Genomic DNA, 12230 nt, shown 5'->3' on the forward strand with positions numbered 1-12230 from the left:
GGTCAGCCTCCCTGGCCTGATCGGTTCGCCGTGGCGAGCAGCCACAGCAGGAACGGCGCGCCGAGTGCGCCGGTCACGACGCCGACGGGCAGCGACGTGCCGGGTACGAGGTTCGCGGCCACGAAGTCGGCGCCGAGCACGAGGGCCGCACCCACGAGGGCCGCCATGGCCAGCGACGGCCGGTTGCCGAGCAGGCGCCGGGCGATCGGGCCCGACAGGAAGGCGATGGAGGCGACGGGGCCGGCCGCGGCGGTCGCGACGGCGGCGAGGGCGACGGCGGTGGACATCAGCCCGAGGCGCGAGGCCTCGACGCGGAGCCCGAGACCGGCGGCGGCGTCGTCGCCCAGTTCGAGGCCCTGAAGGCTGCGTGCGAGGACAGCGGCGGCCGGGAGCAGGACGCCGAGGCACGCGGCCAGGACCGTGGCGCGGTCCCAGGTGCTGGAGTTCAGCGACCCGTTGAGCCACAGCAGCGCCGCCGACGCCGTGCGGAGGTCCGTCCGGGTGATGAGGAAGCTCACGAGCGCATGCATGACGGCCGCGAAGCCGATGCCGACGAGGATCAGGCGGTAGCCTGCCACGCCGCCCCGACGGGAGATCAGGTAGATCGCCGCGGCGATCACCATCGCGCCGACGAGGGCGGCGACGGACACCGCGGCACCCGCGGCACCGAAGAGGACGATCGCGGTCACGGCGGACGCGCTGGCACCGTAGCTGATGCCGATGATGTCCGGGCTCGCGAGCGGGTTCCGCAGCATGGTCTGGAACACGGCGCCCGCGATCCCGAAGGCGACCCCGATGAGGAGCCCGATCACCGCGCGTGGCAGCTTGTTCTCCAGCACGATGAAGCTGGCGCCCGGGATGTCGGCGCCCCCGAGGATGCGGAGGAAGTCGGGGATGGTGACCGTGTAGGAGCCCAGCAGGACGTCGACGGCGAAGAGCACGACGACGACGCCGGCCGCCAGGGCGAGGCGGGCTCCCGTACTCCTGCGGCTGCGGGCGCGGGCGGTGGCGAGGCTTCCGGCGGTGCGGCCCGCGCGGGGCGTACCGCCGGGAGCCTGATCCAGGGACACGCTCACAGCTGTGCCATCCGGCGTCGACGGACGAGCCAGACGAACACGGGGGCGCCGAGGACGGCGGTCATGATCCCCACCTGCACCTCGCCGGGCGGCAGGATGATCCGGCCCACGATGTCCGCCCCGAGGAGCAGCACGGGCCCCAGCAGCGCGGAGAAGGGCAGGATCCACCTGTAGTCGGAGCCGACCACGAGACGCACCAGGTGCGGGATGACGAGTCCCACGAAGGCGATCGGCCCGGCGGCGGCCACGGCCGCGCCGCACAGCACCACGACGCCGACCGCGGTGACGGCGCGGGCGAGGGGGACGTTCTGGCCGAGGCCGCGGGCCACGTCGTCGCCCAGCGCCAGGGAGTTGAGGACCCGGCCGGTGGCCAGGGTCAGCACGAGGCCCACCGCGAGGAAAGGGGCCACCGCGCCGATGACGTCCCAGCCGCGGCCGGCGAGGGTGCCGACCTGCCAGAACCGGAAGGCGTCGAGGGTCTCCTGGCTCGAGACGAGGACGGCGTTCGTGAGACTCCCGAGTCCGGCGGCCAGGGCGGCGCCGGCGAGTGCCAGCTTGACCGGCGTCGCGCCGTCCCTGCCGAGGCTCGCCACGGCGTAGACGACTGCCGCCGCGGCGCCCGCACCGGCGAAGGCGAACCAGAGATAGCCGGAGGCGCTGCGGAGGCCGAAGAGGTAGATGCCGACGACGACGGCGAGGGCCGCGCCGGCGTTGATGCCGAGGATGCCGGGATCCGCCAGCGGGTTGCGCGCGATCCCCTGCAGGGCGGCGCCCGCGGCGGCGAGAGCTGCACCCACGAGCAGCCCGACGACGGTGCGGGGGACGCGAGAGAGGACGACGGCGTGGTCGCCGTTCGCCGGGTCGAAGTCCGTCACGGCGTCGAGCATCGTCGGGACACCGACGGAGCGAGCCCCGATGGTGAGCGACGCGAGGCAGAACAGTCCGAGGACCAGGGCGGCGAGCAGCAGCTTCGCGATATTCCGTGCACGCGGGGACCCTCGGAGGGGTCGGGCAGCAGGGCCGCCGGCGGGGCGCAGGGCGGAGGCCTGGACTGCCATGTGCCTCCCTCGGACGGACGATCGGTCTGAGGTAAGGCTAGCCTATGCTCGGGGCCATTACGAAACGTGTTTGTTTCCTAATAGCTCCTGGCAGGACCGCTGCAGTGCACGCGGCAGCCCCGCCCGGGTCAGGCGGCGGCCGGGGGCGTGCCGTCACCGAAGGGTCGACCGCCGAGAGCCTCGCGCCCATGGTCCGTGCTCCAGTCGGCGAGGTCCGGGCCCTTCGGGACGATCCCCGTGGGGTTGATGTCCTCGTGGACGATGTAGTAGTGCTGCTTGATCTGCTCGAAGTCGATCGTGTCCCCGAATCCGGGCGTCTGGTAGAGGTCGCGCGCATAGCCCCACAGCGCGGGCATCTCGGTCAGCTTGTTCCGGTTGCACTTGAAGTGGCCGTGGTACACGGGGTCGAAGCGGACCAGCGTGGTGAACAGGCGCACGTCCGCCTCGGTGATGGTGTCACCCACGAGGAAGCGCCGGCCGGCCAGCCGCTCCTCGAGCCAGTCCAGGGCTGTGAAGAGGCGGTCGTAGGCGGCCTCGTAGGCGTTCTGCGATCCCGCGAATCCGCAGCGGTAGACCCCGTTGTTGACCTCGGTGAAGACCCGCCGGTTCACGGTGTCGATCTCCTCGCGGAGGTGTTCCGGGTAGAGGTCCGGCGCTCCCTCGCGGTGGAATTCCGTCCATTCCCCGGAGAAGTCCAGGGTGATCTGCGGGAAGTTGTTCGTCACGACCGCCCCCGTGGTGGTGTCCACGATGGCCGGCACCGTGATGCCTCGGGAGTAGTTCGGGTCCCGCTTGAAGAAGGCCTCCTGCAGGCGCTCGATGCCGAGCACCGGGTCGCGGCCGCCGGGGTCGAGGTCGAAGGTCCAGGACCGGCTGTCGTGCGTGGGCCCCGGGGTGCCGAGCGAGATGGCGTCCTCCAGCCCGAGAAGCCTCCGCACGATGATGGTCCGGTTGGCCCAGGGGCACGCCCGGGCCGCGATGAGGCGGTAGCGGCCGGCCTCGACGGGGTAGCCGTCGGAGCCGTCCCGCGTGATCCGTGTCTCGATGTACTGGGTGTCCCGGGTGAACTCCTCGCCCGAGGTCACGTAGGACCCCTTCGTGGAGTGCTCGGACGGCTCCGCCTGCTGCATGTCGGTCATAGTGCCAGTCTAGGTCGGCGGACATGCGGGAGGCCCGGCCGTTTCCACGACCGGGCCTCCGCAGGGTTACGGAAGGACTGTCAGTGCCGCGCGGACTCGCGCCCGTACTTCTCGCGGAGTTCGCGACCCTGGTTGACGAGCTTGAGGTGCTTCTCGCTCTTCTTCTCGGCGGCCTTGGTGTCGCGCGGGGGAAGCTGGATGGTCTCCTCGGCCTCGATCCCGCCCTGCAGCTGGCGGCCACGCTCCATCTCGGCGTCGAACTCGACACCGAACAGGAGCGAGATGTTGGCCAGCCAGAGCCACAGGAGCAGGACGATGACGCCGGCGATGGCACCGTAGGTCGCGTTGTAGTTGCCGAAGTTGGCGACGTACAGGGAGAACGCGGCCGTCGTGATGGCGAGGACGAGCAGGGCGATGAACCCGCCGAGGCTCATCCAGCGGAACTTGGGCTGCTTGATGTTCGGGGCGCCGTAGTACAGGACGGCGATCATCAGGACGGCGAAGAGGACCATGACGGGCCACTTCGCGATGTTCCAGATGGTCACTGCGGTGCTGCCCAGGCCGATGGCGTTGCCGACGGCCTCGGCCACGGGGCCGGAGAGCACGAGCATGAGGCCCATGGCGACGATCAGGAGCAGGACGATGATGGTGATGAGCAGCATCTGGGGGCGGAGCTTGATGAAGCCCCGGCCTTCCTCGACCTCGTAGACGCGGTTCATGGCGCGGGAGAACGCGTTGACGTAACCCGAGGCCGACCAGATGGCACCGAGGAGGCCGATGATGAACGTCAGGCCCGCGGCCTGGTTGGACGCCAGGTTCTCGATGGTGGGCTTGATCGTGTCGAGGGCGTCCTTGGGCGCGAACTGCCCGATGATCCCCATGACCTGGTCGGTGGTGGCCTGCGCCTGCCCGAAGAGTCCGAGCAGCGAGAGCAGGGCGAGGATACCGGGGAAGATCGCGAGGACCGCGTAGTACGTCAGGGCGGCGGCGAGATCGGTGCACTGGTCCTTGCCGAACTCGTTGACCGAGCGCTTGAACACGTACTTCCAGGCCGGCTTCTTGACGTCCTTCGGGTCGTCCGGCTTGCGCGGATCGTTCGGGTCGGGTGCGCTCTGGGCCTTCTGCCCGGCTGCACTGCGGGGCTCGCTGCCCACCCTGCTGTTGCTGCTCACGGATACCTCCCGGTCTGGCCCCGCAGACGGTGTGGGGCACTCTTTCGGCTATGCGTCTGCTTCAACTGCACCATAAGCTCACTTAGTAGTCCAGTTCCGTCGGGTCACCCCATGCACCTCCACCCACCACGTCAGGAGCAGCAATGCGCATCGCAGTCATCGGCGCCACCGGAAACGTCGGCACGGCGGTCCTCTCGCGGCTCCGTCGCGCGGCCGGCAGCACGGACGGACTCTCGATCACAGGGATCGCCCGGACCCTCCCGGACACGACCCGGTTCCCCTACGCGGACGTCGACTGGCAGTCCCTCGACATCGGCACCGACGAGGGCCGGGACGCCCTGACCGCTGCACTCGCCGGCGTGGACGCCGTCGTGCACCTCGCCTGGGCGATCCAGCCCAACCGGGACGAGGAGGCCATGTACCGGACGAACGTCACGGGCACCGCCAACGCCCTGCGGGCGGCAGGGGCGGCCGGTGTGCGGCAGTTCGTCTGCGCATCCTCCGTCGGTGCCTACTCCCCCTCGGACAAGGCCGTCCGCCGGGACGAGTCCTGGCCGACCGGCGGCATCCACTCCTCCCACTACAGCCGGCACAAGGCCGACCAGGAGCGGCTGCTGGATGCCTTCGAGCAGGACTTCCCGGAGATCGCGGTGGCACGGCTGCGGCCGGGGCTCATCTTCCAGGGCCAGGCCGGCAGCGAGATCGGCCGATACTTCCTGGGCCCCCTCGTGCCGAAGATCCTGCTCGGCGGCCTGCCGCTCCCGCTGCTGCCCGTCCCCGCGTCCTTCATCTTCCAGGCCGTGCACGCGGAGGACGTGGCGGAGGCCTTCTGGCAGGTGGTGGCGCAGCGTGCCTCCGGCGCCTTCAACATCGCGGCCGAGCCGGAACTCACCCCCGAACGCGTCGCCGACCTGCTGGGGGCCCGACGGGTGATCGGCCTGCCCGTCCGCGTTCTCCGCCTGCTGGTCGGGGCGAGCTGGGCGCTCGGCGTCCAGCGGACGGATCCGGGCTGGATCGACATGGCCGCCGGGAGTCCCGTCATGGACACGACGCGGGCACGCGAGGAGTTGGGCTGGGAGCCGCGCCATTCCTCGCGGGACGCCCTGGCCGAGGTCCTGGCGGGCCTCCGCGGCGGGGTCGGTCGTGGCGGCTCCCCGAAGCTGTACCCCCGCTCGGGGTCCTGAGCGGCCTCAGCGCGTGGGGACCCGCGGGTCCTCGTCCACGCCGACCAGCGGGATGCCCTCCGGGAGCTGATCCGGCGCTCCGGGGAGTGTGACCGTGAATTCGGCGCCGCCCCCGTTGACATTGCGGACCCTGATCGAGCCGCCGTGGCTTTCCGCGATCCGCCGGCAGATCGCCAGCCCCAGCCCGGTGCCGGTCGCCTGACCCAGTCCGTTCTCCGAGCGGTGGAACTCCTCGAACACACGCTCGAGATCCCCGCCCGGGATGCCGATGCCGTTGTCGCGCACATGGACCTCGGTCCTGCCGTCCGCGTCGTCCATCGAGGTGTAGACGGCGATCTCTCCCGAGCCGTCGGTCCGCCCGTATTTCATCGCGTTGCCCACGAGGTTCTCCATGAGCTGCAGGAAGAGCCGCTCGTCCGCGTACACGGGGTGGAGGGCACGCACGTCGAAGCGCATCGCGGGCAGTTGCGTCCCGGGCAGCGCGGTCCGCAGGTCGATGATGCCCTCCACGACACGCCCGACGTCGATCCTCGAGGCCGTCAGTCTCTCCTCCTTGGCCAGGCTGTAGGCGAGGAGGTTGCGGATGAGGTTCCGCATGCGCAGGCTGGCATGCTGCAGGCGTTCGATGCTGGCCTGCCGTTCGGACGGCGGCAGGTCGGGGTCCTCGAGCATCTCGAGCCAGCCGTCGAAGACCGTCAGGGGTGTGAGGAGGTCATGGGCGACGACGGACGCGAACCGGCCGAGGTCCCGCTGGTAGGCGCGCTCGTCGGTGACGTTCCGCATCACCACGAGCGCCCCACGCTCGCCCGGCAGCGGCATCGCATCGACGGAGAGGTGCACGCGCTCACCCGACGCGTGCGTGAGGTCCACGTCCATCCGCTCGGTCGCCGATCCCTGCAGGGCCAGGGTCAGCGGGTTGTCTGCCTCCCCCAGCTGCTCGCCGTCGGGTCGGGTGACCTCGTAGTCGCGCCGCCACACCTCGCCGGGGCGGGCCGTCCCCGGTCCCAGCCAGCGCTCGCTCGTAGCGTTCTGGAAGATCAGGCGACGGTCCGGCCCCGCGACGAGCACGCCGTCGTTCATGCGGCCGATCACGAGGTCGCGCAGCTCCGCCGCCGCCTTCGCCTCGTCGGTGGCGCGGTACAGGCGCTCGATCAGCCGGCGTCGCTCGTCCATGCTGAGTGCCAGGACGGCGGAGAGCGAGAACGCGATGAACATGAACGACTGCGCCACGTAGGCGCCCGCACCCGGTTCGAGGTCCTGGAACGGACCGAGGCCGGCGAGGGTGAAGAAGACGAGGAATCCTCCACTGACGAGTCCGTGCAGCATGGCCCACCCGGCGCGCAGGCGGAGCCCGGCCCACATGTGGGCCGGGATGGTGGTGTAGGCGATGGGCAGCGCCGCCCCGGCTCCGAAGGTGACGACGTAGAGCAGCACGGACACCAGGGTGAGGAGCGCGTATTCGGCGCGTCGGGCGCTGGTGAGCGGGGGCTGCACCTCGCCCGCGGCGCGGGCACTGAGGCTGGCAGCGGCCACGATGCCGAGCGAGCCGATCGCGGTGAGCGAGACCGCATGGCGCACCAGCCACGGGATGAAGGCCGAGAACGGGTGGGCGTCGCCCTCGAGCGCGACACCGAGGACGATGAACAGCGCCCCGATGGAGCAGGCGCCCAGCGCCACCAGGCCGAGGCGCAGGTAGTCCCCCACGCTCCGCACGCCCATGGACGGCACGAGGCGCCGGAACGTGACGGCGGCCACGGCGGTCTGCGCCACGCTTCCGAGGGCGACCGCGAGGGCCAGTTGGGGGCTGAGTCCGGTGGCCAGGTTCACTCCGGTCAGCAGCGGTACGGTCGCGACGAGGGCGACGGCGAGGTCACGCCGGGAGCGGGCGGCCCACAACCCCCAGAGGAAGTTGATCCCTGCCGCAGGCCAGACGAGCGCGAGGCTGGAGGATTCCAAGGTCGTGTAGCGGCCGAAGAGCGCCGCCACCACGAGCATCGCCGCGAAGGCTGCATGGGCAGCCGCAGGAGGCATCCGTATGAGTCCCCCAGCGACCGTCCGCATCCGCCCCTCGTCCATCCCATGTCCTGCCAGAGTCATGTGTCCCGCGGTCGAGACCAGACCCCGCGGAGGTGGCCGAAACTAAGCCACCGAGGCATATCCTACGTGCTGCCTCCCCCATCGTGCCTGCCCCTGCGTCCGACGGCGCGGGCAGAGGGACCAGGGCGGCGGTCGGCCCGGGCCGGGCCGACCGCCGAGCGTGGCCGCCTAGCCCAGGGTGGCGGTGTCGATCACGAAGCGGTAGCGGACGTCGGAGGACAGGACGCGCTCGTAGGCCTCGTTGATGGTGTCCGCGGAGATCAGCTCGATCTCGGGCGCAATGCCGTGCTCGGCGCAGAAATCGAGCATCTCCTGGGTCTCGCGGATGCCGCCGATCCCGGACCCGGCGAAGGACCGCCGCTGGTTGAAGAGCGTGAACACGTGCAGGGGAAGGGCGTCGGCCGGGGCCCCAACGTTGACCATGGTGCCGTTCAGGCCGAGCAGCCCGAGGTGCGCGTCCAGGTCGATCTTGGCGCTCACGGTGTTGATGATCAGGTCGAAGGTGTTCGCGAGCTGCTTGAACGTATCGGGGTCGCTCGTGGCGTAGTAGTGCTCGGCGCCGAAGCGCTTGCCGTCATCCTGCTTGCTGAGGCTCTGCGAGAGCACCGTGACCTCGGCCCCCATCGCCGAGGCGATCTTGACGGCCATGTGCCCGAGCCCGCCCATGCCGACGACGGCGACCTTCTTGCCGGGACCCGCATTCCAGTGGGACAGCGGCGAGTAGGTGGTGATGCCCGCGCACAGCAGGGGTGCGGCAGCCTCGTAGGGGATGCTCTCGGGCACGGTGAGGACGAAGTCCTCGTCGACCACGATGTGCGTCGAGTACCCGCCCTGCGTGATCGACCCGTCGCGGTCCACGGAGGCGTAGGTCCCGACGTTGCCGTTGAGGCAGTACTGCTCCTCACCCTGCAGGCAGTTCGCGCACTCGCGGCACGAGTTCACCATGCAGCCGACGCCCACTCGGTCCCCGACCGAGTGCCGCGTCGCCTCGCTGCCGGCCTCCTCGACGACGCCGACGATCTCATGGCCGACCGTCAGCGGGTACTGCTGGGGGCCCCATTCGCCGCGCACCGTGTGGATGTCGGAGTGGCAGACCCCGGCGTAGGCAATCCTGATCAGGACGTCCCTCGGTCCGACGTCGCGGCGTTCGATGGTCGTGGGGATGAGCGGGTCCGTGGCGGACGGCGCTGCGTAGGCCTTGACGGTCTTCATGGGGTTCCTCCTGGGGGTGTCGGGCAGACGGCTCGCAGGGTGCGGGCCGCGGGTCTGGTGGTCGGGGGTGCGATCCTGCACCGTGATGCGGGCACGCCTCGAGGTGGGGAGGTCGCGGACGTCCCGGTGGCCTCCCCTGTTCCAACGGTAAGCCGGATCGCCGGCGCATGGGGGGTCTTCCGGGCGCCGCACCGTCCTTGCCACCACCCCGGCGGGGAATCCGTTGTGGCCCCGGTGGGATCCGGTGGAGGATGGGACGAGCCACCCCGGACGACCTCAAGGAGCACTCCATGGACTACACGTTCGATGTCCTCGTCATCGGCGGGGGGCCAGCCGGCATGGCGGCCGCCACGCGCGCAGCCGAACTCGGGGCGCGTACCGCCGTCGTCGAACGTTCGGCGCTGGGCGGGACGTGCGTGAACTCGGGGTGCGTCCCCACCCGCGTACTCGCCAAGACCGCGCGGCTGTTCCGCGAGGTCCGCACCGCCTACGACTACGGGATCGTCGTCGCCCAGCCGGCCGTGGACTGGGACAAGACGGTGCAGCGGGTGCGAGCCACCGTGGCCCGGGTGCTCGACGCCAAGGGCTACGGGCCGACCATGGAGCGTCTCGCCATCGAACTCGTCGAGGGTGACGCCGAGCTCACCGGGGAGCACAGCGTGGTCGTGGACGGGCGGGAGATCACCGCAGCCGCGATCATCCTCTGCATCGGCGGGAGCGGCCGCCGCCTGCCCATCGAGGGCGCGGAACTGGCCGTCCTGCCACATGAGGTGCTGGACCTCCAGAACCTTCCCCGCACGGTCGCGATCATCGGTGGCGGACACACCGGCGCCCAGATGACCACCATCTTCGACGCCATGGGCTCGGAGGTCCTCCTCCTCGACGTCGCGCCGCGCATCCTGATGACGGAGGACGAGGACGTCGCCGCCGTCGTCACCACCAGCTTCAGGAGCAGGGGGATCCGCGTGGAGGCCGGCATCGGCGGTATCGACAGCATCCGCCGGGGCGATGACGGCAGTCTCACCCTCACCTGGCAGCGTGACGGCGAACCGGAGTCCCTCGCCGTGGATGCCGTGGTCATGGCGGCCGGCTGGCCCGCGAACCTCGCCGGGCTGGGCCTCGACGCGGCGGGTGTCGGTGCTACCCGCTCCTTCATCCCCGTCGACAACTACCTGCGGTCCAACGTGCCGCACATCTTCGTCGCGGGGGACGCCAACGGCAGCAGCATGCTGGTGCAGGCGGCCGTCTTCGAGGGCGAGACCGCGGCCGAGAACGCCGTGATGGGCGCCATGCGGACCACGCCCCATCACCTCCTGCCCGAGGGCGGCTTCACCGACCCGGACTATGCGGGCGTGGGGTTGACGGAGGCGCAGGCGAGGGACCGCGATGCGGAGTGCCACGCCGTCACCGTGCCCTACGCCGCCGTCGAACGGCCCATCATCGACGACCGCGAGCAGGGCTTCCTCAAGCTCGTCGTCGACCGGCACCGCGAACTGATCCTCGGCGCCCATGCCGTGGGTGAGAACGCTGTCGAGGTCATCACCGCGGTGGCCGCCGCCATGGCCGCGGGCACCGACCTGGCGACGCTCGCCCGGGTGAAATTCGCCTACCCGACGTACAGCGCGATCATCGGGCACGCGGCGAGGGCCGGCCTGCGCAGTTAGCGCCGCCCTCGCAGGCGACCATCCCGGGTGCGCCGATGCAGTGGTGCACCGTCGCCTCGGCGCACCGTTGCGTCGGGCGCGCCGTCGCTGCCGGGGCGCGGAAACGTCAGGAGGTGCGGGCCAGCGTGCGGTACTGCGGATTCTGCTGCAGGAAGAGCTGGGCCTCGGCGCATCCGGCCACGAGGTCCAGCCGCCGCCCGTGGGCGCTGAGCACCGCGCGCCGTATGAGGACGGGCCCCAGTCCGCGCTGCTCGAAGCCCGGCATCTCGACCAGCGCACGCAGGGTGAGGCGGCTGCCGAGCATCGAGTACCTGAGGTACGCCGCCAGGCCGCCGTCGACGAACAGTTCGAAGCGCGAGCCGAGGGCCGAGTCCTTGAAGACCTCCCGCGTGGTGGCGCCGCCTCCGCGTGCCGCAGCCCGGCGGGCACGGTGCTCGATCTCGCCGACAGCCGCCGCGTAGCGTTCGGCGGCGTGCGGGGGCGGGACGGCGGCGTCGAGCAGGCTGAACATCCTGTTCGCCAGGGTGCGGAGATCGGCGAGGGACGCGGTGCCGACGTCGGACGCCGTCGCGGCCTCCATCCACTGCGCCTCGCGCTCCCGCTTCGTGGGAGGCGCGACGACGGCGGGGCCCGGGTCCTCGGGCAGGACCGGCAGGGTGTGCAGTGCGCGGCCACCGGCTGTGCCGGTGGCATCAGGAACGATCGATGGGTCTGTCATGGGAGGTCCGATGGTGTGGAGAGAACCGAGGCCTGCTACTAGACCGCGACAGAAGGGATGCTAACCGCTGCCACCCCCAGAAATTCCCTGCCCCGGCCGGCGCGAGGGCCGGGCCCATTCCGGCCCGACTGCACCTGCCGACACGCAGGTGGCGCTGCTAGTCTTGCACTCAGCCGAATGGCAAGTGCACTTAGTTCTTCAGGATCGGCAGGGACGGCGAGGGCTATGACCGACAAGAAATTCACTGCGACCGAGGGTTCGACGAGCAAGCATCCGCACGACTGGGGACGCGCCATGGCGGTCGCCATCAGCCGCCTGACGGACATGGCGCGCGAGGCCGGCGACACCGTGCACGACGAGGCCCTCATCGGCGAGGACCTCCAGCTCTTCGTGGAGGACACCGAGGACGGCGTGGACATCTCCATCTCCTGGACCCCCCGCGAGCAGGGAGAGCACTTCGATCCCACGGGCGGCAGTACGGCCGGCGTGGGGCAGTGAGCGCAAGTATGAGCTGCCCGAGGAAGCAGTAAGCAAGCTGATGGTTCTTTGCGTAGGGTGGAGGGAGCAGCCGGCCAACCACGCGGAGGACAGCATGAGCGAACGAAAGAACCCGGATCCCTCGAATGCGGGAAACCCCGATCCGGAGGAGATGAACCTGACGGGACTCGAACCGGGCGGGGGCGTCCCTCCGGGCGAGACACCTCCCGGCGAGGCCAGCACCACCTGGCAGCAGCCGACCATCGAGAACAAGACGCAGTCCAAGGGCATCACCGGCCTGTGGATCGGCATCATCGCCGTCGTCGTCCTCCTGGTCCTGCTGTTCATCGTCGGCAACATCGTCGGGCTGTTCAACCTGACCTGAGCCGACCGGACCAGCGAAGCCCCCGTCCACGTCCGCGGGCGGGGGCTT

The 12230-nt window shown here is 70.5% G+C and carries 11 protein-coding genes; 4 read left to right on the forward strand and 7 right to left on the reverse strand.

The features are described 5' to 3' along the window. Window positions 1–2 precede the first annotated feature (2 nt). From ACX80P_RS10420 to ACX80P_RS10435, 4 genes are all read right to left on the reverse strand, one after another. Window positions 3–962 (reverse strand): FecCD family ABC transporter permease, encoded by a 960-nt coding sequence (locus ACX80P_RS10420; RefSeq protein ID WP_459278202.1) that lies wholly within the window; start codon window positions 960–962, stop codon window positions 3–5. 110 nt (window positions 963–1072) lie between these two features. After that, window positions 1073–2134, reverse strand: a complete 1062-nt coding sequence (locus ACX80P_RS10425; RefSeq protein WP_459277997.1) for a FecCD family ABC transporter permease — start codon at window positions 2132–2134, stop codon at window positions 1073–1075. Window positions 2135–2262: 128 nt separating this feature from the next. Continuing rightward, window positions 2263–3273, reverse strand: coding sequence for a glutathione S-transferase family protein (locus tag ACX80P_RS10430; protein ID WP_459277998.1), 1011 nt, complete (start codon window positions 3271–3273; stop codon window positions 2263–2265). Between the two features lie 80 nt (window positions 3274–3353). Further along, complete coding sequence (locus tag ACX80P_RS10435; RefSeq protein ID WP_459277999.1) at window positions 3354–4445, reverse strand: YihY/virulence factor BrkB family protein; 1092 nt, start codon at window positions 4443–4445, stop codon at window positions 3354–3356. A gap of 143 nt (window positions 4446–4588) precedes the next feature. Here ACX80P_RS10435 and ACX80P_RS10440 point away from each other — a divergent pair, with 143 nt between their 5' ends. Continuing rightward, window positions 4589–5629, forward strand: a complete 1041-nt coding sequence (locus ACX80P_RS10440) for an NAD-dependent epimerase/dehydratase family protein (RefSeq protein WP_459278000.1) — start codon at window positions 4589–4591, stop codon at window positions 5627–5629. Between the two features lie 6 nt (window positions 5630–5635). On the opposite strand, the gene ACX80P_RS10445 is transcribed toward ACX80P_RS10440, so the two are convergent. Both ACX80P_RS10445 and ACX80P_RS10450 read right to left on the reverse strand, forming a co-directional pair. Further along, window positions 5636–7660 (reverse strand): sensor histidine kinase, encoded by a 2025-nt coding sequence (locus tag ACX80P_RS10445; protein WP_459278001.1) that lies wholly within the window; start codon window positions 7658–7660, stop codon window positions 5636–5638. A 234-nt stretch (window positions 7661–7894) separates the two neighbouring features. Next, window positions 7895–8938, reverse strand: a complete 1044-nt coding sequence (locus ACX80P_RS10450; RefSeq protein ID WP_459278002.1) for an NAD(P)-dependent alcohol dehydrogenase — start codon at window positions 8936–8938, stop codon at window positions 7895–7897. Window positions 8939–9228: 290 nt separating this feature from the next. Here ACX80P_RS10450 and ACX80P_RS10455 point away from each other — a divergent pair, with 290 nt between their 5' ends. Beyond that, window positions 9229–10602: a dihydrolipoyl dehydrogenase family protein gene (locus ACX80P_RS10455; protein ID WP_459278003.1), complete on the forward strand. Its 1374-nt coding sequence runs from the start codon at window positions 9229–9231 to the stop codon at window positions 10600–10602. Window positions 10603–10708: 106 nt separating this feature from the next. Here the strand turns inward: ACX80P_RS10455 and ACX80P_RS10460 are convergent, their stop codons facing one another. Beyond that, a complete protein-coding gene (locus ACX80P_RS10460) occupies window positions 10709–11320 on the reverse strand; it encodes a GNAT family N-acetyltransferase (RefSeq protein ID WP_459278004.1) in 612 nt (203 codons plus the stop codon). Window positions 11321–11545: 225 nt separating this feature from the next. On the opposite strand from ACX80P_RS10460, the gene ACX80P_RS10465 reads away from it, so the two are divergent. Together ACX80P_RS10465 and ACX80P_RS10470 are read left to right on the forward strand one after the other, a co-directional pair. Next, complete coding sequence (locus tag ACX80P_RS10465; RefSeq protein ID WP_459278005.1) at window positions 11546–11818, forward strand: hypothetical protein; 273 nt, start codon at window positions 11546–11548, stop codon at window positions 11816–11818. Window positions 11819–11912: 94 nt separating this feature from the next. Next, window positions 11913–12182 (forward strand): DUF6480 family protein, encoded by a 270-nt coding sequence (locus ACX80P_RS10470; protein ID WP_459278006.1) that lies wholly within the window; start codon window positions 11913–11915, stop codon window positions 12180–12182. Window positions 12183–12230: the final 48 nt, after the last annotated feature.

This window comes from Arthrobacter arabinosi, assembly GCF_054511115.1.